Source organism: Mitsuokella sp. oral taxon 131 str. W9106, from assembly GCF_000469545.1.
Classification (GTDB): domain Bacteria; phylum Bacillota; class Negativicutes; order Selenomonadales; family Selenomonadaceae; genus AWVT01.
Genome location: NZ_KI273052.1, coordinates 80,733 through 103,669 on the forward strand (window position 1 = coordinate 80,733; position 22,937 = coordinate 103,669).

General features: G+C 54.5%; 25 protein-coding genes. 20 read left to right on the forward strand and 5 right to left on the reverse strand.

Annotated elements, in window-relative coordinates; genetic code table 11:
* Positions 1–10: 10 nt before the first annotated feature.
* From HMPREF1985_RS02135 to HMPREF1985_RS02155, 5 genes are all read left to right on the forward strand, one after another.
* Complete coding sequence (locus tag HMPREF1985_RS02135; protein ID WP_021770790.1) at positions 11–1,222, forward strand: bifunctional 3,4-dihydroxy-2-butanone-4-phosphate synthase/GTP cyclohydrolase II; 1,212 nt, start codon at positions 11–13, stop codon at positions 1,220–1,222.
* Positions 1,223–1,255: 33 nt separating this feature from the next.
* Complete coding sequence (ribE, locus tag HMPREF1985_RS02140) at positions 1,256–1,723, forward strand: 6,7-dimethyl-8-ribityllumazine synthase (protein WP_021770791.1); 468 nt, start codon at positions 1,256–1,258, stop codon at positions 1,721–1,723.
* A gap of 63 nt (positions 1,724–1,786) precedes the next feature.
* Positions 1,787–2,344 (forward strand): phosphodiesterase, encoded by a 558-nt coding sequence (yfcE, locus tag HMPREF1985_RS02145; protein ID WP_021770792.1) that lies wholly within the window; start codon positions 1,787–1,789, stop codon positions 2,342–2,344.
* A gap of 31 nt (positions 2,345–2,375) precedes the next feature.
* Positions 2,376–3,266 (forward strand): Hsp33 family molecular chaperone HslO, encoded by an 891-nt coding sequence (hslO, locus tag HMPREF1985_RS02150; protein WP_040636801.1) that lies wholly within the window; start codon positions 2,376–2,378, stop codon positions 3,264–3,266.
* The gene (locus HMPREF1985_RS02155; RefSeq protein WP_040636802.1) at positions 3,256–3,951 is read left to right on the forward strand and encodes a M48 family metallopeptidase; all 696 of its coding nucleotides are present in this window, start codon (positions 3,256–3,258) and stop codon (positions 3,949–3,951) included. Before hslO ends, HMPREF1985_RS02155 begins: the two co-directional genes overlap by 11 nt.
* A gap of 82 nt (positions 3,952–4,033) precedes the next feature.
* On the opposite strand, the gene HMPREF1985_RS02160 is transcribed toward HMPREF1985_RS02155, so the two are convergent.
* Entirely contained in the window at positions 4,034–5,092 is a 1,059-nt protein-coding gene (locus HMPREF1985_RS02160) for an AI-2E family transporter (RefSeq protein ID WP_021770795.1), read from the reverse strand.
* Between the two features lie 123 nt (positions 5,093–5,215).
* Between HMPREF1985_RS02160 and HMPREF1985_RS02165 the strand changes: the two genes are divergently transcribed.
* Both HMPREF1985_RS02165 and HMPREF1985_RS02170 read left to right on the forward strand, forming a co-directional pair.
* Positions 5,216–5,662 carry a CBS domain-containing protein gene (locus HMPREF1985_RS02165; RefSeq protein WP_040636803.1) on the forward strand — a complete coding sequence of 149 codons (447 nt, stop codon included), beginning with the start codon at positions 5,216–5,218 and terminating at the stop codon, positions 5,660–5,662.
* A 9-nt stretch (positions 5,663–5,671) separates the two neighbouring features.
* Complete coding sequence (locus tag HMPREF1985_RS02170; protein WP_021770797.1) at positions 5,672–6,706, forward strand: nucleoside/nucleotide kinase family protein; 1,035 nt, start codon at positions 5,672–5,674, stop codon at positions 6,704–6,706.
* Position 6,707: 1 nt separating this feature from the next.
* On the opposite strand, the gene HMPREF1985_RS02175 is transcribed toward HMPREF1985_RS02170, so the two are convergent.
* Positions 6,708–7,001 carry a hypothetical protein gene (locus HMPREF1985_RS02175; RefSeq protein ID WP_040636804.1) on the reverse strand — a complete coding sequence of 98 codons (294 nt, stop codon included), beginning with the start codon at positions 6,999–7,001 and terminating at the stop codon, positions 6,708–6,710.
* Between the two features lie 235 nt (positions 7,002–7,236).
* Between HMPREF1985_RS02175 and HMPREF1985_RS02180 the strand changes: the two genes are divergently transcribed.
* Complete coding sequence (locus HMPREF1985_RS02180; RefSeq protein ID WP_021770800.1) at positions 7,237–8,469, forward strand: aspartate kinase; 1,233 nt, start codon at positions 7,237–7,239, stop codon at positions 8,467–8,469.
* A 173-nt stretch (positions 8,470–8,642) separates the two neighbouring features.
* The gene (locus HMPREF1985_RS02185) at positions 8,643–9,887 is read left to right on the forward strand and encodes an aminotransferase class I/II-fold pyridoxal phosphate-dependent enzyme (RefSeq protein WP_021770802.1); all 1,245 of its coding nucleotides are present in this window, start codon (positions 8,643–8,645) and stop codon (positions 9,885–9,887) included.
* Between the two features lie 69 nt (positions 9,888–9,956).
* Here the strand turns inward: HMPREF1985_RS02185 and HMPREF1985_RS02190 are convergent, their stop codons facing one another.
* From HMPREF1985_RS02190 to HMPREF1985_RS02200, 3 genes are all read right to left on the reverse strand, one after another.
* Positions 9,957–10,814 (reverse strand): RluA family pseudouridine synthase, encoded by an 858-nt coding sequence (locus HMPREF1985_RS02190; protein ID WP_021770803.1) that lies wholly within the window; start codon positions 10,812–10,814, stop codon positions 9,957–9,959.
* Between the two features lie 23 nt (positions 10,815–10,837).
* Positions 10,838–12,100 (reverse strand): uracil permease, encoded by a 1,263-nt coding sequence (gene uraA / locus HMPREF1985_RS02195; protein WP_040636805.1) that lies wholly within the window; start codon positions 12,098–12,100, stop codon positions 10,838–10,840.
* 93 nt (positions 12,101–12,193) lie between these two features.
* The gene (locus HMPREF1985_RS02200; protein WP_021770805.1) at positions 12,194–12,976 is read right to left on the reverse strand and encodes a ZIP family metal transporter; all 783 of its coding nucleotides are present in this window, start codon (positions 12,974–12,976) and stop codon (positions 12,194–12,196) included.
* Between the two features lie 296 nt (positions 12,977–13,272).
* Here HMPREF1985_RS02200 and HMPREF1985_RS02205 point away from each other — a divergent pair, with 296 nt between their 5' ends.
* The 11 genes from HMPREF1985_RS02205 to HMPREF1985_RS02255 form a co-directional block, all read left to right on the forward strand.
* Positions 13,273–13,860, forward strand: a complete 588-nt coding sequence (locus HMPREF1985_RS02205; RefSeq protein ID WP_298593640.1) for a MotA/TolQ/ExbB proton channel family protein — start codon at positions 13,273–13,275, stop codon at positions 13,858–13,860.
* Positions 13,850–14,263 (forward strand): ExbD/TolR family protein, encoded by a 414-nt coding sequence (locus tag HMPREF1985_RS02210; protein ID WP_021770807.1) that lies wholly within the window; start codon positions 13,850–13,852, stop codon positions 14,261–14,263. The genes HMPREF1985_RS02205 and HMPREF1985_RS02210 overlap by 11 nt, the downstream gene beginning before the upstream one ends.
* Before the next feature lies 1 nt (position 14,264).
* Complete coding sequence (locus tag HMPREF1985_RS02215) at positions 14,265–15,029, forward strand: energy transducer TonB (RefSeq protein ID WP_021770808.1); 765 nt, start codon at positions 14,265–14,267, stop codon at positions 15,027–15,029.
* Between the two features lie 33 nt (positions 15,030–15,062).
* Positions 15,063–16,250, forward strand: coding sequence for an FTR1 family iron permease (locus HMPREF1985_RS02220; RefSeq protein WP_040636823.1), 1,188 nt, complete (start codon positions 15,063–15,065; stop codon positions 16,248–16,250).
* A 91-nt stretch (positions 16,251–16,341) separates the two neighbouring features.
* Positions 16,342–16,914: an iron transporter gene (locus HMPREF1985_RS02225; RefSeq protein ID WP_021770810.1), complete on the forward strand. Its 573-nt coding sequence runs from the start codon at positions 16,342–16,344 to the stop codon at positions 16,912–16,914.
* A 92-nt stretch (positions 16,915–17,006) separates the two neighbouring features.
* Positions 17,007–18,266 (forward strand): DUF2318 domain-containing protein, encoded by a 1,260-nt coding sequence (locus HMPREF1985_RS02230; protein WP_021770811.1) that lies wholly within the window; start codon positions 17,007–17,009, stop codon positions 18,264–18,266.
* 29 nt (positions 18,267–18,295) lie between these two features.
* Positions 18,296–19,567 carry an ABC transporter permease gene (locus HMPREF1985_RS02235; RefSeq protein ID WP_040636806.1) on the forward strand — a complete coding sequence of 424 codons (1,272 nt, stop codon included), beginning with the start codon at positions 18,296–18,298 and terminating at the stop codon, positions 19,565–19,567.
* A 5-nt stretch (positions 19,568–19,572) separates the two neighbouring features.
* Positions 19,573–20,718 (forward strand): ABC transporter permease, encoded by a 1,146-nt coding sequence (locus tag HMPREF1985_RS02240; RefSeq protein WP_040636807.1) that lies wholly within the window; start codon positions 19,573–19,575, stop codon positions 20,716–20,718.
* A gap of 7 nt (positions 20,719–20,725) precedes the next feature.
* The gene (locus tag HMPREF1985_RS02245) at positions 20,726–21,385 is read left to right on the forward strand and encodes an ABC transporter ATP-binding protein (protein WP_021770814.1); all 660 of its coding nucleotides are present in this window, start codon (positions 20,726–20,728) and stop codon (positions 21,383–21,385) included.
* The gene (locus HMPREF1985_RS02250) at positions 21,382–21,900 is read left to right on the forward strand and encodes an FMN-binding protein (protein WP_021770815.1); all 519 of its coding nucleotides are present in this window, start codon (positions 21,382–21,384) and stop codon (positions 21,898–21,900) included. The genes HMPREF1985_RS02245 and HMPREF1985_RS02250 overlap by 4 nt, the downstream gene beginning before the upstream one ends.
* 73 nt (positions 21,901–21,973) lie before the next feature.
* Positions 21,974–22,937: type IV secretion system protein (locus HMPREF1985_RS02255; RefSeq protein WP_231385154.1), on the forward strand; the 964-nt coding region annotated here is incomplete at its 3' end.

Genomic DNA, 22,937 nt, shown 5'->3' on the forward strand with positions numbered 1-22,937 from the left:
AGGAAATAACATGGCAGACTTTGCAACGGTCGAACAGGCCATTGAGGATATCAAAAACGGCAAGATGATCGTCGTCGTCGACGATGAGACGCGTGAGAATGAGGGCGATCTTATCATTGCGGCGGAGACGGTCACGCCGGAGGACATCAACTTCATGGCAACGCATGCAAAAGGGATTATCTGCACGCCGATTGACGGCAAGCGGCTCGATGAGCTCGATATTGCGCCGATGGTTGCGAACAATACGGACAATCACGAGACGGCATTCTCTGTTTCGATCGATGCCTATGATACGGAGACGGGTATTTCCGCATTTGAGCGCTGCCAGACGATCCACAAACTGCTCGATCCTGCAGCAAAGCCGGCGAGCTTCCGTCGCCCCGGGCATGTATTCCCGCTTCGCTCCGTCCCTGGCGGCGTCCTGCGTCGTGCGGGGCACACGGAGACGACGACCGATCTCGCGCGTCTCGCCGGACTCTATCCTGCCGGTCTATGCTGTGAGATCATGGACGAGGACGGGCATATGATGCGCACGCCGAAGCTCAAGGAATTTGCGCAGAAACATGGGCTTCACATCATCACGGTACAGTCGGTCATCGAGTATCGCAAGCGTACGGAAAACTTTGTGCGTGAGGTGGCAGACGTCGATTTTCCAAGCAAGTACGGGCATTTTCGCATTCATGCATTCGAGAACAGGCTCAACAATGAATGCGACCTCGCCGTCGTCAAGGGCGAGGTGCGCGGAAAGAAGGACGTGCTCGTCCGCGTCCATTCCGAATGCCTGACGGGCGATGCGCTCGGCTCGCTGCGGTGTGACTGCGGTGATCAGCTCGCGCTAGCACTCAAGAAAATCGAACAGGAAGGCGAAGGTGTCGTCCTCTACATGCGGCAGGAAGGACGCGGCATCGGACTCGCGAACAAGATGCGCGCTTATGCGCTGCAGGATGCGGGGCGCGATACCGTCGAAGCGAACGTCGAGCTCGGCTTCGCGCCGGATCTCCGTGACTACGGAATTGGCGCGCAGATACTCGCTGAGCTTGGCCTTACGAGCATCCGCCTCATGACGAACAATCCAGCCAAGCGTGCGGGGCTTGAGGGGTACGGGCTTACGGTCACGGGGCGCGTGCCGCTTCAGGTTCATGCGAACAAGTTCGATAAGAAGTACCTGACGGCAAAAAAGGTAAAAATGGGTCACATTTTTTCCGATGAGACCTTGAAGTAAGTTCGTAAGCTACGATTTTAGGAGGATTGCATTATGGCAAACATCATCGAAGGATATATCCGCGGAAAAGGGCTAAAGTTCGGCATTGTCGTCGCTCGGTTCAACGAATTCATCACCAATAAGCTTCTCGGCGGTGCACTCGATACGCTCCGTCGGCACGAGACGGCAGACGCGGATATCGACGTCGCATGGGTGCCTGGGGCATTCGAGATCCCCGTCGTTGCGAAGAAGATGGCGGAGAGCGGTAAGTACGATGCCATGATCTGTCTCGGAGCGGTCATCCGCGGCTCGACGACGCATTACGACTACGTCTGCAACGAGGTTTCGAAAGGCGTCGCGCAGGTCGGCATGCAGACAGGCGTGCCGACGCTCTTCGGCGTCCTGACGACGGAAAACATCGAGCAGGCCATCGAGCGTGCGGGCACAAAGGCAGGAAACAAAGGGGCAGATTGTGCAATGGGCGCTATGGAAATGGCGAGCTTGCTGAAGAAAATCGGCTGAACCAAACGCAGTCAAAGTGGAGCAAACCAAAAAATAGAACGAAAGCGAAAAGGAGCAGATTTTATGAAAATCGGCATCATCAGCGACACGCACGGGCATGAAATGGCCTGGCAGACGGCATTTGACAAGCATTTTAAGGACGCAGACCTCATCCTGCATGCGGGCGACGTGCTCTACCACGGACCGCGTAACCCGATGAAGGCAGACTACAATCCTGCAGGGCTGGTCGAGCGCATCAACAGATCACCCGTTCCCGTCGTCATCGCGCGCGGCAACTGCGATTCTTCGGTCGACGCAAGCTGTCTTGAAACGCCGATCGAGGCACCGTATGCCTACGTCGTATGGGAAGGCAAACGCATCATCGTGACGCATGGCGATGCCGTCATGACGGATGCGGAAAAGGATGCGATGGCAAAACATCTCAACGCCGATCTCTTTATCAGCGGCCATATTCACGTCACTGTACTTGAAAAACGCGGTGATACCGTGTTCCTCAATCCTGGATCTGCCGCACTTTCGAAGCGTGCGGACGGGCGGCAGACGGCTGCTGTGCTCGAAGATGGGACGATTCACATTTACGACCTCGCGACGGACGAAGTGCTCGAATCCATGACGCTTTGACATGCACCGTATCAGGAAAAGAGAGGAAACCATGCAAGACCATCTTGTAAAAGCGGTGGCGGACGGCGTTCGCGCCTACGCCGCCGTCACGACGAATCTTGTCAATGAAGCGATCCGCCGCCACGACTGTTATCCCGTCGCTGCAGCAGCACTCGGACGTACCATGACGGGCGCGTTGCTGCTCGCAGCAAACCTAAAAAATGAAGAAGCGGTGACGGTCTCTTTTGATGGGCATGGCCCGCTCGGCAAGGTCACGGCAGACGCGACGCCGGAAGGCTACGTGCGCGGCTACGTCAGTGAGCCGCATGTCAGCCTGCCGCTCAACGCGAAGGGGAAGATCGACGTCGGAGGTGGTGTCGGTACGGACGGAATGCTTGCCGTTACGCGCTTCACGGGACTTAAAAGCCCCGTGACGGGCAGCATCGCGATCACCGACGGCGAAATTGCAGACGATCTCACAAAGTATCTCTACGTCTCTGAGCAGACGCCGTCGAGTGTTGGACTAGGCGTTCTCGTCAATCCAGACTTTTCCTGTATCGGCGCGGGTGGTTTCATCATTCAGCCGCTCCCCGATGCAACGAATAAAACGATCGATCGCATCGAGGCCAATCTTAAAGCAATTTCGTCCGTTTCACGCCTCGTGGGACAGGGCTATGACGCGCATGCCATCATCGCTGCGCTTCTCAAGGGCTTTGATGTCCATTATCTGACGACGACGGAACTTGCCTTCCGCTGTCCGTGTTCGAAGGCGCGTATCAGCGAAGTTCTGCTCAGCCTTGGCGAGCCGGATCTAAAGGCGCTCGTTTCCGATGGGCATGCCGAGGTCTGCTGCCATTTCTGTGGCGAGAAGTATCCGTTCAGCAAAGAAGAGCTCGAAGCGATCCTTGCAGAGGCACGAAAGCGGCATGAACATGGCATGTAATGAGGAAATTCTCATCTATGCGGGACAGCCTGTCCTTCTAAGCCGCAAGCGAATCAAGAACATCTACCTACGCGTTTCACGTGATGGGCGCGTGGCACTATCCGCTCCCGCTCGCATGCCGCGCGAAGCGATTGTTGCATTTCTTGCGAAGCATTGGGCGTGGGCGAAGATGAAACAAGCGGAGCGATGTGAAAAAAGCGCAGTGCAGCAGCAGTACGAGACAGGCGATAGGATCTCCGTATGGGGCATCTCTTGCGAGCTCATCGTGCGCCCTGCCGAAGGGAGGATGGCGACGGTCTGCCAAAAGGGAAGCCACGTCCTGCTCTGCGTGCCGCCGCATGCGACGCGCGAGCAGCGCGAAACCGTCATCGAGGGGTGGTATCGCACGCTCCTCGCGCGTGCGATACCCGCTGTGCTCGCGAGATGCGAACAAGTCGTCGGCAAGCGTGCGAAGGAGTGGCATATTCGCAAGATGAAAACGCGCTGGGGGACATGCAATGTGATCGCCGCGCGCATTTGGCTGAGCCTTGCGCTCGTGAAGCACGCCCCGGAAGCACTCGAATACGTCGTGACGCACGAGCTCACACACCTATGGGTCCGCAACCACGGATCGGCGTTCAAGGCGCGCATGGACATCTATTATCCCGATTGGCGTCGTGTCAAGAAGGAGTTAAATCGCGGGTAAGCAATAGAATGCTTCCATAATAAATAATAGAGAGATTTTCATACATCATAATATGGGGATCTCTCTATTGCTTTTGCATAGGTCATTCTGTAGGGGGCTTTGGATTTTTGGCGAGCCAGCGCGATGAGCGCAGTTTCTCACGTGTCTGTATGCGGTCCGTGTAGATGTCCTCGATGACGAGTTTGCAGATCACGATGAATGGGACGGCAAGAAACATGCCCGCGGCTCCCAAAAGCTCGCCGCCAAGGATGATGCCGAGGATGATGGCGATGGGATGGAGGTTCAGCGATTTGCCGATGAGCGTCGGGTAGACAATATTGTGATTGATCTGCGTGAGCACAATGTAGAAGCCGAGCGTCTGAAGTGCGATCCAGCCGTTTTCCGTCGCTGTGAGGAGTGTGCCGAATGCAGACGCTACCGTCGGTCCAAGGACGGGGATAAATTCACAGACGCCAGAAACAACGGCAAAGACAGAAGCGTAAGGGAGGCTTCTTGCCGTGAAGTAAAAGAAGACGACCGCTGCCGTGATGCAGCAGATTATGAGTTGGGTGCAAACGTAGGTGCGCAGTGCCATCAGAATCCGATTGAAGAGCGCGAGCACGCGCGTGTAATCGCGCGTCGGAAAGAGGCGTGCAAGGTACTCTTTGATTGCCTCGCCGTCTTTTAGCAGGTAGAACGTGACGAATAAGATGATGATGAGATCGATTGCCTTGCCGAATGCGGAAAACACAAGCGATAGCGAGGAAGTCAAAGCAAGCACGCTTGCCGATTTAAGCTCAGCCCAAATCCGATCGGCTTCTTCATTCAAAATCGGCGTGTCCTGAAGAAAGGAAGATTCTTGCAGTTTCTCGGAAAGCTGTGGAAAATCTGTCACGAATCGCGAAAACGTCGGCACAAAGGTGCTCGATACGATCCAAAGCAGCGCGAAAGCGACGAGCAGAAAGACGCATAGAACGAATGCGGATGAAAGTGCACGAGGCACTTTTGATTCGAGGCAATCGACGAGCGGCCGCAGGAGAAGCTGCAAAAGCAGTGAGATAAAGATGATGAAGGCAAGCTGCGGCAAAAACCAAAAGGTCGAGAGCAGCAGCGTGAACGTGATGCCGAGAATAATGGAAGTTCGGTATGTTTTGATGTGCATGATGGACCTCTTTCTGCAGGAGGCATGAGCGTGCGGCAGGAAAAGAAGGATTGCTGCAAAGAAACAGCGAATCTTCTATACGAAAGATCATTCTTATACGGTGTTATTAGAGGCGGTGTTATTATGCTGGTCAGCGAGATCATGACAAAAGATGTCATCACGGTACAGCCGAATGCGTCGATTCGGGAGATTGCCGAGTGTTTAGTCGAAAAACGCATTTCCGGCGTTCCCGTCGTCGATGGTGATGGGAGGGTCGTCGGCATCGTCAGTGAGGGCGATCTCATGCGAAAGGAAATCGCGCCTGACCTTCCTGATGGACTTTGTATCTTGGGGGCGGTCATTTATTATAACGGACTTCGCGAGTATCGCGAAGCGTTCCGCAAGATGGCAGCACAGACGGCACGTCATATCATGACAAAGGAGGTCGTTTCGGTGCATGCGGAAGACGATGTCACACGGGTTGCGAAAATCATGTACGACAAGCACGTAAAGCGTGTTCCTGTGCTCGATGGAGCCGGCATGCTCATCGGTATCGTGAGTCGCCGCGATATTGTCAAAATGTTTCTTTGAGGTGAGCGTATGGTGGAAAAAGAATGGCGCACGTGTCGTCTGACGGCCAATGGGCTTGTACAGAAAGCGCGTTACAATGAGCGGACAATCGAGGGACTTTTTTTGCCGCTTCTGCGCAGGCTTACGAGCCTCTGCATGCAGCGAGGAAGCCGTGTAGTCGCATTTCTCGTCGCACCTCCCGGCACGGGAAAGTCGACGCTCGGCCTGCTGCTCGAAAAACTCGCTCAGACGAGCGAGGGAGTTGCACCTGTGCAGGTCTTGGGGCTCGATGGCTTTCACCACCATGCGGACTACATCGCTTCCCATACCATCACGCGGGATGGGCAAGAGATCCCGATGCGTGAGGTCAAAGGCTGTCCCGAAACATTCGATGTGGATCATTTGATTGAAAAGCTCGCCCATGTGCGTGAGAGCGGCCAGCGCTGGCCAATTTACGATCGATCACGGCACGATGTCATCGAAGAAATCGCGGCAGTGCGCAAGCCCCTTGCCATAATAGAAGGAAATTGGCTGCTCCTTGGCGATACGAAGTGGTGTGAACTGCGCCATTTCGCCGATTATACCGTCATGATCAAGGCGCGTCCATCTGATTTGCGCGAACGGCTGATCGAACGAAAGGTGCAGGGGGGCATGGAACGTGCTGCAGCGGAAGCATTCTATGAGAAGAAGGAGCGTCCAAATGTCGAACGCATGCTGAAGGACTCATGGCCTGCCGATGAAACGTGGACGATGTTCGCCGATGGCGATTATCAGCTTCGGCCAAAGCAGCAGATGCTCACGAATGCAGAGCGTGCGGCACTATGGAAGAAGCCACAGATCAATCTCGAGGATCCGTATCTGCTGCGCATGATGAACGAGCGCCTTGCGGCGCTTCCTGCCGATGGAACGAGCTTGGATACGTATGCGCGTGGCTTTGTCGAAGGATTGTCCAAGGCGCGCGTGGACATCATCCGCCGCCTTTCTGCGGGCGGTATGGGAAAGGATGCGCTCAAAAAGGCATTTGATCTGACGGACGAAGACGTGGCACAGCTTCTTGCCGAGTAAATTACTTTCGCAACTCGCCTGCAAAGAAGTAAAGCAGAATGGTCACTACGATACCGATCATACCGTATTCCCATCCACGTTCAAGAAAGGCGTAAATCGTTGCGGCGATGCAGCAGATCATGGCGAACGCCATCTGCTTTGCGCTTTCTTTTCGATAGGCGAAGGTCTTGTAGTCGACACCAGCGAGTTTCTCGAAGCAATCGGTACAGATCACGCGCCTGCTGCCGCTTGCGTCTTTGTGCACGAGGGCGGCTTTTTCATCGATTTTGCGGTTGCAGTGCGAGCATTTTACCATGGTTTCGCTCTCTTTCCTTCATGTGTCGAATTACCGCTTCATTGTACCGCAAATAGGAATAGAATACAATAAAAAGTCGCATAAGCAGGTGCAAATGCACAATAACAGTAGACATTGAAGCAAAATTCTTGTATAATGTAGCGTACATTCCGATCATGTCCTATCACAACCGTTCCTTGCTTTTGGCCATTTGGCATGAAGAGAGCGGCGGATCGCGTATTTTAGGGGGAGAATCATGGCACTTATTGTAAAGAAGTTTGGTGGCAGCTCGGTCGCTTCCACGGAAAAGATCCTGAATGTGGCAAAGCGCGTGCTCAGTGAAAAGCAGCCGGGGGATCGGATCGTCATGGTCATCTCGGCTATGGGCGATACGACGGATGATCTGATCGCGCTTGCAGGGGGCATCACGAAGAACCCCTATCAGTACGCGCGAGAGATGGATATGCTGCTTACGACGGGCGAGCAGGTCTCGATCGCACTGCTTTCGATGGCATTTCAGGAGCTCGGACAGCCCGCGGTCTCGATTACGGGTGCGATGGCAGGAATGCAGACGAATTCCGCACATACGAAAGGACGCATTACGGAGATCACGCCGGATCGCGTCAAGAGGGAACTCGCGGACGGAAAGATCGTCGTCGTTGCGGGCTTCCAAGGGATCGATCCGAATGGTGACCCCGTAACGCTCGGCCGCGGCGGCTCTGATACGTCTGCCGTCGCACTTGCGGGCGCACTCAAGGCAGATAGCTGTGAAATCTTTACGGATGTCGAAGGGGTATACTCGGCTGACCCGCGCATCGTTCCCGACGCGCGCAAGATGAAGGAAATCACGTACCATGAGATGCTCGAAATGGCGCGTCTCGGCGCAGGCGTCATGCAGCCGCGCTCCGTCGAGATGGGGGAATACTTCAAGATTCCCATTCATGTGCGCTCGACGTTCACGAACAAGACTGGCACGATCATAAGGGAGGATTATACGATGGAAGACAAGGATTTTGTGATTCGCGGTGTGGCACATGATGCAAAGGTGGCGAAGATCGCCGTTCTCGGCATTCCGAATACGCCCGGCATCGCGCATGAGATTTTCTCGGCTCTCGCGGATGCAAATATCGACGTCGATATGATCGTGCAGAGCATTCGCAACATCGAGAAGAACGTGACAGACATGGTCTTCACTGTCGCGTCGGATGATCTCGGACAGGCGAAGCAGGTTGTCGACAAGGTCGCGGACAAGCTCAATGCGATTGCCGTGCTTATCGAGGAGGATGTTGCAAAGGTCTCGATTGTCGGCGCGGGCATGCTCGGCAGTCCTGGAATCGCAGCGCGCATGTTTGGCGCACTCTCGACGGCGGCGATCAACATTGACATCATCAGCACATCGGAAATCAGTATTTCTTGCCTCGTCAAGAGCGCACAGCTAAAGGAAGCCGTCAATGCGATACATGAGGAATTTTTCCCAAAGCAGGCATGAAGGATGGAGAAAAGGAGCGTCTTTCCGATGGAAGAAACGCTCCTTTTTCTATGTAGGAACTGGAGCTGGATATATTGTATACTTTGCTTGAAGGCAGTAGACAAGGTGAAACATATCATTTATGATAGTATACGTTATAGCAAGGACGAACGAGAATCTTAGGGGGCATTTATATGGCAACGAGTATGGCAGCGTCGCATGCGGCAGGCAAGAGACTGAAGGATGCCATTTTTGGCGCGAATGCGGCTTGCAGGGAAGCGGCAGAAAAATACGGCGCAGGCAAAGTGACGAATGCGACGATAGGCGTCATGATGGATGATGCCGGAAAGCTCGCGAGCATTCCCACCATGGAGCGTATGTTCCGCTCGCTTTCGATAGAGGATTATATGAGCTATGCGCCGATTTCGGGGCTGCCCGCCTATCTCGATGCTGTCATTGATCTGACGTTTGCTGCGCATAAGCCGGAGGGATACTTCGGTGCGATTGCGACGGCTGGCGGCACGGGGGCCATCCATCACGCCGTTGCGAACTATGCGGAGCGTGGTGAGGAAGTGCTTACTAGCGATTGGTTTTGGGGCACGTACAACGTCATCTGCAATGAATGCGGCTCGTACCTTACGAATTTCAAGCTGTTCGACGAAGCGCAGAATTTCAATCTCGCTGACTTCACGGCGAAGGTCGATGCGCTTTTGATGAAGCAGGACAGCCTGCTCGTGATTCTCAATACGCCGGCGCACAATCCGACGGGCTTCAGCCTGACGGAAGCAGACTGGGACGGAGTTCTTGCACTTGCGAAAAAGCATGCTGCAAAAGGGAAGAAGATCAGCATTCTCGTCGATATCGCCTACATCGAATACGCAGGCGAAAAGAATGAGACAAGGAAGTTCATGGAGAAGTTTGGCAGCCTGCCGGAAAATGTTCTCATCATGTTTTCGTTCTCGATGTCGAAAGGCTATACGGCGTATGGGCAGCGCACGGGGGCGCTCATTGCCGTCTCTGCGAGCAAAGAGGTCATCGAAGAATTCAAGGAAATCAACAAGTACACGAGCCGCGCGACGTGGTCGAATATCAATCGAGGCGCAATGACGCTGCTTACGCGCATTCAGCAGGACAAGAGTGCGCTCGCACAGTTCGAAAAGGAGCGTGACGCGTTCTACAAGATGATTCAGAACCGCGGTGCACTCTTTATGGAAGAATCGAAAGCATGCGGACTCAATGCGCTGCCCTACAAGGGCGGATTCTTCCTCTCTGTGCCGGCAAAGGATCCAAGGACAGTCTGCGAGAAGCTGCATGACGATTTCATCTTCGCTGTGCCGCTCAGGCTCGGCGTCCGCATCGCGGCTTGCTCCGTCGCAGCGAGCAAGATGAAGGGGGTTGCGGCAAAGGTCAGAAATACCTTGCAGGCAATCGAAGGTTAAGTGCTATACGGGACCAAAAGGCGTCTTTCCATTATCATGACGATGGGAAAGACGCCTTTTGGTATGGAACTAAAAATCGGGCGAAGAGAGAACCTGCTTCATATCCGATGGGATGGGAGCGATGATGTCAATAAGCTCATTCGTCATCGGGTGCGTGAAGTGAAGGCGGTAGGCGTGGAGCGCCTGCCGCTTGATTTCATTCATTGCGCCGCCGTATAGGCTGTCGCCTAGAATCGGATGGCCGAGGTGTGCGAGGTGGACGCGAATCTGATGGGTGCGTCCCGTTTCCAGTGCGAGACGGAGCAGAGCGTGATTTTTTCCTGCTCGCTGCGTCTCGTAGTGCGTGATGGCGGATTTCCCTTCTGCGGCGACCTTGCGTAGTATAATGCTCGGCAACGCCCGTGCGATTGGCGCATCGATCGTGCCGGTAGATGGGGAAATGCCTCCTGAAACGATGGCAAGGTATTCGCGGTGAAAGAGTTTCTTTCCGTTCTTGCGGGCTGTGAGCTTATCCTGTACTTGTGGCACTTTTGCGATGAGCACTAGCCCGGAAGTCGCACGGTCAAGACGATGGACGGGGTGGTAGGCATGGTGTTCGCCATGCGCTGCAAAGTGAGCGAGCACGGCGTTTCCCAGCGTACCCGTTGATTCTTTCGTCGTCGGATGGACAAGCTGGCCGGCCGGCTTGTTGGCGATGAGCAGGTATGGATCCTCGTAGCAGATGGAGAGCGGAATATCTTCTGGCGTGATGGCACTCTCGCGCACGATGTCGTAGGTGATGCAATCACCGCCTCGGATGACGGTTTGCGCGGCATTTACAGGAACGCCGTTTACGTGAAACGTGCCGGAATGCTTGATTCGCTTCCAGATTGTATGCGAGATGTACTGCGTCTGCATGAGAAATTGTTTCGCAGGCGTTGGCAGCATGCTCTGCGGTACACGTATAAAAGTCACGGATCTGAGGCCTTTTTATGATCACCGCGCACGCGTGCAATGAGGTGAAATGCGAGTGAGAGAATAATCGCGACGATTGTAGCGAGCGACATGCCCTTGAACGTGACCGTGCCGATCGTGAGGCTTGCCGTCGAGACACCGAGTCCCATGATGATGGAAGTGAGGAGCAGGTTCATCGGATTGTTGTAATCGACCTTTGCCTCGACGAGTATGCGGATGCCGGAAGCGGCGATAACACCGAAGAGCAACATGGAGACACCGCCCATGACGGGCGTCGGAATGCTTTGGATGATGGCGGCAAGCTTGCCGAGACAGGAAAGTACGATAGCGCAGGCTCCTGCGCCGCCGATGACCCATGTCGAAAATACTTTTGTAATGGCGAGCACACCGATATTCTCGCCGTATGTCGTGTTGGGCGTTGCGCCGAAGAACCCGGAAAAAATGGTCGAGATACCATTGCCGAGAAGGGAACGATCAAGTCCGGGATCCCTTGTGAGATCATTCCCGACGATGTTGCCCGTCACGATGAGATGACCAATGTGTTCGACGATGACGACGAGCGAAGCGGGCAGGATAATGAGAATTGCACCAAGATCAAACGTCGGCGTATAGAAGGTCGGCAATGCGAACCATGGCGCCGATTCGACAGACGACCAGTCGACGAGTCCCATGCACGCAGCGACGATGTAGCCGCCTACGACGCCGATGAGGATGGGGATGATCGAGAGGAAGCCGCGGAAGGCAACGGAAGCGAATATCGTAATCGCGAGTGTCAAAAGCGATACGGTGACAGCGGAAACATCTGTCTTCTCTCCTGTGAGGCCCGCCATCCCTGCGGCCGTTGGCATGAGTTCAAGACCGATGACAGCGACAATCGCACCCATCGAAGCGGGCGGGAAAAGAATATCAATCCAGCTCGTTCCGACAGCGCGGATGAGAAACGCAACGAGCACGAATACGATGCCGACACAGATAAAGCCGCCGAGCGCTGCTTCGTAGCTGTACTGAGCAAGCACGAGAAAGACAGGAGAGAGGAAGGCGAAGCTCGAACCAAGGTAGGCCGGAATTCGCCCCTTGCAGAGGACGAGGTAAAAAATGGTTCCGATTCCGTTAAACAAGAGAACTGTCGCAGGATTGACTTTGAAGAGGATCGGGACGAGTACCGTTGAGCCGAACATGGCAAATAAATGCTGGAAGGAAAGCGGTATCATTTCAAGAAGCGGCAGCTTCTCTGTCACGCCAATTGGTCGTTTTTGCAATACAAACACTCCTTTATTAGAGAGGAAAGAAAACCGTTTTTCACCAATTCAGCATATTAGCATAGATGAAAGGCTTTGTCCATGATAGCAGGATTAGCCTAGTATTGTATCAAGCGCCATCATAAGCGTGAAGCCGACGGCGAACGTGATGACACCGATGTCGGAATGTTCGCCCTCGCTCATCTCTGGAATGAGTTCCTCAACGACGACGTAGATCATCGCACCGGCGGCAAATGCGAGTAGGTAGGGGAGAATGGGGACGACGTAGCTCGCTGCCAAAATGGTCAGACAACCACCGATCGGCTCGACGATGCCGGATAGGACGCCGCCAATAAATGCCTTGAATCGGCTCATGCCGTTTGCCGCAAGCGGCATGGAGACAATCGCGCCCTCAGGAAAATTCTGTATGGCGATGCCGATAGAAAGTGCGAGTGCTGCACCGAGTGAAAGGTTCGCGTCGCCGGATAAATAGCCTGCGAGTACAACGCCGACCGCCATACCCTCCGGGATATTATGAAGCGTGACGGCGAGCACGAGCATGGTATTGCGTGAAAGCCTGCTTTTCGGACCCTCTGCTTTTTTTGCGTTCATGTGAAGGTGTGGGATGATATGATCGAGTGCGAGCAAAAAAAGTGTGCCGATCCAAAAGCCGATGACGGCAGGAAGACAGGCATAGCGTCCGAGTGCGGCGCTTTCCTCCATCGCGGGAATGAGCAAGCTCCAAATCGAAGCCGCCACCATGATGCCTGCTGCAAAACCCGTAAGCCCTTTTTGGACGGAACGATTGAGCGCACTGCGCATGAAAAAGACACATGCCGCACCGAGGCTCGTGCCGAGAAATGGGATAGAAAGTCCTTCTATAATTTCAACTGGCATAAAAGCTCCTTTCTATGGATTATGGATTATGGATGTATACTCATTGAAATGGGTTTTCAATGAGTATATTATAGCAGAAGGACATGGATTTGTCGTTGTAAGATGGACACGCTTGCAGGCCGTTTTCATTTTTCCTTGCATTTGCATGTTTGCTGTGCTATACTCGCTAATGAGATTGATAGTGATATACAGAATCTGTATCATTGATAACGATATGGATCCTTAGTATCAAGTGAGACTAGGGGATGGTTTTTTTGCAGAGTAGTTGGGAAATGTTTCAAAAGGGCGGGCCGGTCATGTACATCTTGCTCCTTTGTTCGATTTTCGTTGCGGCAATCGCGATAGAGCGTTGGCGGTTTTATCGGCAGGCGGGAAAGGGCGCAGGCGCGTTCGTCAAAGACCTTGCCCAAGAGATAAAGGGGCAGGGCATCAAGGCATCGGCGGAACGGTGCGGCAGCGTGAATACGGCTGCAGCTTACGTCGCGGCGGCAGGGCTTCGCGCGGCGAGTGAAGGCACGAACCTAGTACTCGCACTCGATACGGCTTACGGGGAGATGGCGATGGAGCTTCGCGCCCGATTGAACTATCTTTCGACGATTGTTACGCTCGCACCGCTCTTGGGATTGCTCGGCACGATTTCCGGCATGATTCAGTCCTTCAGTATTTTCAGTGTTCGTGCGGGTGAGCCGCTCGCGATCACGGGGGGTATCGGCGAGGCGCTCGTCGCGACGGCGACGGGTCTTTGCGTAGCGATTTTCGCGCTTCTCGTTCATACCTATTTCGCGCAGAAGCTCGACGAGATGCTTGCTGTGCTCGACAAGGCGTCAGCAGCCGTACAGGAAGGAATTGGCATGAAGAAAGAAGGGGAGAACCATGCGGCGTGACTTTCGCATCACGAAAGAGCCGCTCGTCATGATCATCCCCATGATTGACATCATGCTCTTCTTGCTCGTGTTCTTTATGGTCAGCACGATTTACATGGTGCAGACGAACACGATTCAGGTCGCGCTTCCGCAGGCGGCAGCTGCGAACATGGAGACGCGCCCGAATATCGTACCGATCACGGTAACGGATAAGGGCGATGTGCTCTACAATAAGGATACGGTCCCGAATGAGCAAATCGAGGCGAAGGTCAAGGAATCGCTTGCCGAAGATCCCGATACGGTATTCGTCCTGCGCGGCGATAAGAAGACGGACTACGGTGACGTTGTCGGCGTGCTTGGCATCCTGAAGCAGGCGGGAGGGCGTCACGTCTCGATTGCGACGGAGACGGCAAGGGGGCACTGAGATGCGGTTCAAAAGCTACTGGCGCATGACGGTTGCGGTTGCGCTCTTTCTGCATTTCATCGTTTGGACGCTCTTGGCGATCATACTCCCGCATCTTCATTTTGAAGAGCAGCCACCTCCCGCACAGGAGATGGAGGTCGTCGACATTCCTGAAGGGGATGATTCGGATGAACAGGAGGAGACGAAACAGCCCGAACCGGAAAAGCAGCCTAAGCCTGAGCCGGAGCAGCAGCCTGAGCCAGAACAACCGCCGGATGATATCATCCCGCAGGAGCTTTCTCCAACAGAAGCTGCCGAGATGGATGAGGCCGTGGCAGAGATTCAAAAAGGGGATGCTGCAGCGGGGCAAACAGGGAAGAAGGGGCTGCCGCCTGCTCCGCCTACGCAGCAGATCGGTGCGCTCGTCGTATCGGGCAACACGCCGGATACGCGCGGCACGGATTTTCGCGGTACGGTCGGTATCCTCGTCAAACTGGATGAGACGGGACATATCACAGGCTATCGTTTCACACAGACTTCGGGCAGGCGTGTGGTTGACCAGCTCGTATTGAATGCGGTCCATCGCTTCCAGTTCGAGCCGGCGCTCGATACAGAAGGCCATCCGATGAAGACGATGCGCCTCCTGCGATTCCCGTTTGATGGTTCGGGCAGCCATCCTTTCGATGATGACGAGAACAAGCGAATCCGCGCGAATAAGCAGCTCGTGGCGGCAAAGCAGATGGAAGCGGAAAAACAGGCGGCCGAAGGCGGTGTGCCAGCAAATTAAGGAGAAGGTGATTCTTTGAGACTGAAGTCGAAGTTGACAAAAGTCCTGCTGCTCTGCGTGGCAGTGCTCTTTGCGAGCACGATGCTGGCATCGGCAGCACCGAAGTGGGAGGAAGTTTCCCAAAATATCGCACGGATGGTCGACCAGGCCGTCGCAACGTATGAATCCGGTGATGCCGACGGTGCACGTGACCTTATCAATACCTCATACTACGGGATCTACGAGAAGGAAGGTCTTGAGAGTGTCATGCGAAGCTCCGTCTCCGCAAAGGAGACGAGTTTGACGGAGTATCAGTTCTACAAAGTCAAACGCGCCATAAAAAATGGCGAAGATGTGGCATCCGTCCATCAGGAGGGCGAAAAGCTCAAGGCGATGGTTGAGGACAATGTCAAGGCACTTGAAAATGCACATGGCTCTTCTGGGTGGGCGGCATTCCTGCCGGCATTCCTCATCCTTCTGCGTGAAGGGCTTGAGGCGATCCTCGTACTCGTTGCGATCATCGCATATCTTAAGCGTTCAGGTAATGAGAGATATCTCGGTTCAGTGTACAATTTTTCGATTGCTGCTGTTGTAGCAAGCTTCATATCGGCATACTTTTTTGCTACGATCCTCAATAACAATACGGGTGGCATGAGCCGCGAGGTATTGGAAGGTGCAACCGCACTCTTCGCTGTTTTTGTCCTGCTTCTCACGAGCGCATGGCTCGGCGGTAAGGCAGACAAGGACACGTGGAAGCAGTACATTGACGGACTCGTCAAGACGTCCGTGACGTCCGGCACCGCAAGAGCACTAGGATTTGCAGCATTTCTTGCCGTCTACCGTGAAGGTGCTGAGGTCATTCTGTTCTATCAGGCGCTATTCAACAATGCAGCTGCAGATGTCGAGATGATATGGCTTGGCTTCGGTGCAGGCTGCGTCGCGCTCGCTGTCATTTTCTTTGGCATCCAGCACGGCATTCTGCACATTCCGCTTCGTCCGTTCTTCCTCTTTACGAGCGTACTGATGTTCCTGCTCGCTGTTACGTTTGTCGGCGGCGGAATCGAGGAGCTTCAGGAGGGGGGCGTCATCGGCATCACGCGCTTTGATGGTCTTCCGACGGTGGACGTGCTCGGTATTTTCCCGACAGCGGAAACGCTCGGTGCGCAGCTGCTGGTCATACTGATCGGCATTGGCATGGTGATCTACTCGAAGAAGCGGAAGCCGAAAGCGGCGAATGCGTAAGCCTTTCACGTTTACTAAGTATTCATGGGTCGGCTTCGTTGCCTCCCCTTGAAGATAAGTATTTTTCCTACATCATAAAGGAGTGTTTTTTATGAAGTCGTTCAAGCTCAAGAAACTCAAGTCTGCACTCGCGATCGCTGCTGTTGCAGCAGCTGCATTCTCATTCAATGCTGGCTCAGCATCGGCTGCGGGATTCACGGAGTACCCGATCGGTGATGAGATCGAGAATACGCAGAACCATTTCAAGGTCGCTCTCGTTTACTTCCAGCCGATTCAGATGCTTCCCGAGGGCATGACGCTCTCACCGGACAAGGCGGATATGCACATTGAAACGGATATCCATGCAACGGAAGGCAACGACACGGGCTTTGGCGTTGGCGAGTGGATTCCGTACCTCACGGTTCACTATAAGTTTACAAAGCGTGAGACGGGCGAGAGCGTCGAAGGCGTATTCATGCCGATGAATGCAGATGACGGCCCGCACTACGGTGCAAATGTCAAGCTGCTCGGTGCCGGCACGTACGATATGCACTTCTCGATCGACAGCCCATACCGCATGAACTACGGCTTGCACGTCGATGAGGAGACGGGTGTCAAGGGACGTTTCTGGGACGAGCCTGTGACGATGGATTGGGTCTTCAACTACGTTCCGCGGCGTTGGTAATCTAATTTGACAGGTCAATAGAATAAGTTCAGACGTGGCTCGCTTCGCGGCGTATCTTGCGGGCGAGCTCGTTTTTTTACGAGGTGCAGAATATGTTGCAAACATTTCTTCAGCAGTTTATCCCCGCAATGGAACAGGCTGTAACGCTCGGTGTTCCATTGGGGGTGCTGTTTGCAATCCTCCGGCGACTGCCGTTCCCCATCTATCAAAGGAATTATGGAACGGCGCTCAAGTGGGGCTTTTGGCTTTCCATTGCACTCGTCGCAGCGCGCGTCGGCACGAAAAATGCTGTGAGCCGTGAAGGAGTGGAAGCAGGAGCAATCGCAATCGCAGTTTTGGCAGAAATTTTCTGCGTTGTGTTTCTCTTGAAGAAGAACGACCTAGAGAAGGTATTTTCGTCGCCATTTCGTTACTCGGTCTGCATCATCGGCCTCTTGCTTTTCTTCTATCATGGCATTGAGGTTTGGCTCATTCCCGCCGGAACGCTCATTGCAGCGGCGGGCGAGTATTACACGGCACAGGTCGCGGTGAAGCTTGCTGGATTTTTGGCCGGCTTGCTCTTTGGCACGATCGCATCGGTCATCGCCTATCAGGCGGCGGCGGCACTCAACGACAGGCGTCTCACGTTTGTCTTTGTCGTACAGGCGGCGGCTATGTTGGTTCAGCAAGGAATCTTTTTGATTCAGGTCATGATGGCACGTCAGTTCATTGGGAGTGGAACCTTGCTCTCTTTCATGGCACCGATCATCGACCATTCCTCATGGCTGATTTTCATCATCTTCTTCGCACTCCTTTTTGTGCCGCTCACACTTTTTTCACAAAAGCGTCCGACGCGCCCCGTTGATATGAATCCAGCGGACTTCCGCCGGATGCTGATGAAAGCACTCCACAAACGTCGCTGGGGCACGGCAACGATGGTCGTTCTCATTGCCATGGTCCTGCTTTCGAGCTTTGGCTCTAGTTACGCAAACAAGAAGGAAGAGCTCGTCGCAGCAGTCAACGTGCTCGCTGAAAATGGCTCCGTCGATGTGCCGCTTACGGAAGTCAATGACGGACATCTCCATCGCTTCGCCTATCAGGCAGCAAACGGCACGAAGGTTCGCTATATCGTCATTCTGAAGGGCGGCAACTCTTACGGTGTCGGACTCGATGCCTGCGATATTTGCGGACCGACGGGCTACTATGAGAAGGACGGACAGGTAATCTGCCGTCTGTGCGACGTCATGATGAACAAGGCAACGATTGGGACGAAAGGCGGCTGCAACCCGATTCCGCTCGAACACAAAGTAGAAGACGGCAAGCTGCGCGTACCGCAGGAAGCACTTGAAAAGGCGAGCGATGTATTTCGTTAATATAGAGGAATCGAAGGGAGGGATAGGTTTTGTTTTGGCAAATGGTAAAAGGCGCATTGATCCGGCAGCGGAAACGGTTCTTCCTGATTGCGCTGACGGTTGCGCTAGGCGTCTCCCTTGCCGCTGCGATGCTTAACGTCATGTTCGACATTGGCGCAAAGGTCAACCAAGAGCTCAAGGCGTACGGCGCAAATATCACGGTTACGCCGCGCACGGCGTCAGTCCTGCAGGACGTCTACGGCGTGGAGAGCGGACATAAGGAGTACTTGCAGGAGAAGGATATCAGCAAGATCAAAACGATTTTTTGGACCAATAACATCGTTGCGTTCGCGCCGGATCTCGCAGGTACATTGACACTCACGGACGGCAAGGAGGTTCCGCTCCATGGAACTTGGTTCGAACATGTCGTGACGCTTCCGACTGGTGAGAGCATCACGACAGGGGCGCAGGAAATCAAGTCTTGGTGGACGGTCGCAGGCGCATGGCCTAGGGAAGGAGCAGGCGAAGCACTTGTCGGTGAGAAACTTGCGGCAGATCTTGGTGTGAGTGCAGGCGACACGCTTCACTATCGCGGCAAGGATGGCGAGGAAGGAACACTTAAAGTTTCGGGAATCGTTACAGGCGGCGGGGCAGAGGATGAGTCCATCACGACGGATCTCGGTTTTGTACAAGGTATAGTCGGTGCCGAAGGCAAGGTCGATAAGGTCGAGGTGTCCGCTATCACAACACCAGAGAATGATCTCGCACGAAAGGCGGCGGCGAATCCAGAGCGCCTCTCGCAGAAAGAACGCGAGATTTGGTATTGCACGGCTTACGTGAGCTCGATCGCATTTCAGATCGAAGAAGCAATTCCGGGATCGGCGGCACAGCCTGTACGACAGATTGCGGAGTCTGAGGGCAAGATCCTCGAAAAAACGGAGATGCTCATGATGCTCATCACGGGTCTCTCACTTATTTCGGCAGCGCTCGGCGTTTCGAACCTTGTCAGTGCGAATATTATGGAACGAAGCCGTGAGTTTGGTCTCATGAAGGCGCTTGGGGCAACGAATCTTTCCGTCAGCCTCATGGTTCTCGCGGAAATCTTTATCGCAGGTATTGGCGGCGGTATCGTCGGCTACTTTGGCGGACTCTTGCTCGCACAGGCAATCGGACAGACCGTGTTCGGCTCAGCGATTGCGATCAATCTCTTCGTCGCGCCCATCGTTGCGGCACTTATGGCGCTCATGCTTCTCGTCGGAAGCTTGCCTGCCATTCGTATGCTGCTATCCTTGCAGCCGGCAAGCGTTCTTCATGGCAGGTGATGCAAATGTATAGAAAATACAAGATGTTTTTTACGATGATTTTCCAAGCCTTGCTGCGCCAGAAGACGCGTATGTTCATCGCGCTTTTGGCCGTCGCGGTCGGTGCGGCAATCATCTCGGGTATGATCACGGTTTACCGTGAAGTGCCCGCTCAGCTCGGCAGGGAGTTCCGTGCTTACGGCGCGAATGTGCTGGTCCTTCCCGCAGGGGACAGCAGCACGTTCGATGAGACATCGCTCACGTCTGTTCGCAATGCGCTTTCCGGCGAAGATGTCGTGGGGCTTGCCCCGTTCCTCTACGAACGACTCGAAGTCAACAAACAGCCGGTCATTACGGGTGGCACGGACTTCGCGGAACTCAAGAAGGTCAGCCCTTACTGGATGGTCAAGGGAGAGTACCCAGCGGAAGGGTCGAAGGAGATCCTGCTCGGTGCAGAGGTTGCAAAGAAAATCGCACAAGATGCGGATAAAGCCATCGGGCAGACGGTATCGGTCAGTGCAGGCGAGGGAACGGCAATCAAGCAGTTCACGGTGTCGGGTGTCGTTTCGACGGGCGGCAAAGAAGAGCAGTTCGCTTTTGTTGATCTTCATATGCTGCAGGAGATTACGGGCAAGGCGGGGGCGGTTGGCCTAGCTCAGCTCAGTATCGTAGCAGACGGCGATAAGCTCGCAGCGGTAGAGGAGAAAATCGGTGCGGCCGATCCCGCTGTTCAGCCGCAGGAAGTGCGTCAAATCGCACGATCGGAGTTCAGCGTGCTCTCGAAGCTGCAGGTCCTCATTCTGCTCGTCACGCTCATTGTGCTCGTCTTGACGCTGATCTGCGTTACGACGACCATGACGGCAGTCGTGACGGAACGGCGCAAGGAAATCGGCCTCAAGAAAGCACTCGGTGCATCGAACCACAATATCGTCATGGAGTTCCTTGGCGAAGGCTGTGTCCTTGGCGCACTCGGTGGTCTTTTGGGCAGCGGTCTTGGTTACTTGTTTGCACAGAGTGTCAGCATGAATGTCTTTTCGCGCGGCATCTCGTTCGCGCCGGGGATTGCGATTCTCGCCATCGTCCTGTCCATTCTCGTGACGGGCATCGCGAGCCTGATACCGGTTCGTATTGCTACGAATGTTGACCCAGCGATCGTACTGAGAGGAGAGTAGAGGAGTTATGAGCCTATTAGAATTAAAGGACGTCTCAATGCTCTACAACGGGAAAGTTCCTGCATTGCAGCATGTCAATCTATCCGTTGAGAAAGGGGATTGGCTTGCGATCATGGGACCTTCCGGTTCGGGCAAGACGACGCTCATGAACATCATCGGCTGCATGGATCATGCGACGAGCGGGCATGTCATACTCGACGGTGTCGATATCTCGGAGGTGTCGAATGATGGTCTTACGCAGCTTCGCCGCGATAAGATCGGCATCGTGTTTCAGCAGTTCCATCTGATTCCTTACCTGACAGCCGTTGAAAATATTATGGCGGCGCAGTACTATCATAGCATGCCCGATAAAAAGGAAGCACTCGAAGCACTTGACCGTGTCGGTTTGGCGGATCGCGCAGACCATCTGCCAAGCCAGCTTTCCGGCGGCGAGCAGCAGCGCGTCTGCATTGCGCGTGCGCTCATCAATTATCCAGTGCTCATTCTTGCCGATGAGCCGACGGGCAACCTTGACGAGAAGAATCAGCAGCTTGTCATGAAGATTTTCCACGAGCTGCATGAGGAGGGACATACGATCCTGACCGTCACGCACTCAGCGGAAGTCGGCGCGGAAGCCGAGCGGCGTGTCATCATTGAACACGGACACATGAGGGAGGCAGAATCATGAAAAAGACAAAGGCTATCCTGCCGCTTGCGGCGATGCTTGCCTTGACGATAGCGGCGGGCTGCGGCAGTGACAAGGCACAGGCACCTGGCACTGGGTCAGGAACTTCCAGCGTGCCAGCGTACTGCACCGATTCGGGAAGTTCCTCGGCAGGGCAGATGGATCTTTCCAAGGCAAAAGATGGCACGTATACGGCGGAGTCAGAGAAGAATCCAAAGATTGGCTATGGCAAGCTCGAACTTACGATCCAAGATCACAAGATTACTAAGGCGACGTATACGGGCATTGACAAGAACGGTGCCGTGAAGACGGAAGACTACGGCAAGCAGGATGGCGAGATCAAGGACCAGCTTCACTATCGCAAGGCGCAGACGGCATACAAAGCACACAAAACGTATGCCGATGAGCTCGTTAAGGTGCAGCAGGTCGAGAAAGTCGACGCGATTGCGGGTGCGACGATTTCACACGATCAGTTCGTTGACGCGGTGAATAAGGCACTTGCCCAGGCAACCCGGTGAGGTTTTCATTCCATATACAATGCGGTCACTAGCTCTAAAATAAATGTTGTGGGAACTTATTCTATGAGTTATCTTGCAACATTTATTTTTTTTGCTCAAAATTATGGAGCTCGGCGCGTTCTTCATCGGGACCGGCCTTTGGACGGCGGGCTCTGCCAGCCATGCCGCCGTCACCTACTACACGCCCGAGCTCAAGGATTCCTCCAAGGACATCAGCATCCTAGGCGGCTTCATGAACAACTACACCGAACACGTCATCGCGCCGGGCGCGAAGAACATCCTGCCGTACTGCACGCGCCTCCTCGTCATCCTCGCCGTCGTGCAGGCGACGTGGGAGCTGTCCATCAAGTTCATGTCGGGCGACAAGCTCCAGTACCTCATCAACATGACGCTGAAGATCGGCTTCTACCTCTTCCTCATGACGAACTGGATCTCCCTCATGGGCGCGCTCTCGGAAGGCTTCGAGCTGCTCGGCATCAAGGCGAGCGGCGGGGACGCGGCGGCGAACAACATCATCGGCGCGAACTGCGACCGCATCGTACAGCTCGCCATAGACTGCTGGGCCGCGATATGGCAGGACGTGTCGTTCGACAGCATCGGCATCCTGCTCATCATGATCATCGCGATGGTGGCCATCGTCTACTGCATGTTCATGACGGCGCTGGAGATGTTCATGGCGCGCATCGAGTTCTACACGATGGCGCTCCTGACGCTCCCGCTCCTCGCGTTCGGCGTCATGTCGAAGTTTTCCTTCCTCACCGAGAAGGCGATCGGCGCGATGTTCAACCTCGCCATCAAGATATGCGCGATTGCCTTCATCGCGGCGATGGCCGTGCCGTTCATCGAGAGCTTCATCCAGAAACTCAAGGAGACGCCGGGCACGATGGACGACCTCGGCGTCCTCCTGCAGGCCGTCCTCGCCTGCGGCATGATCTATATCCTGACGAAGAAAATCCCTGCGCTCGTCACGGGGCTGCTCAGCGGCTCACCGCAGCTCGGCGGCAGCAGCATGGTCGAAATGGCGAGAGGCGCCGCCG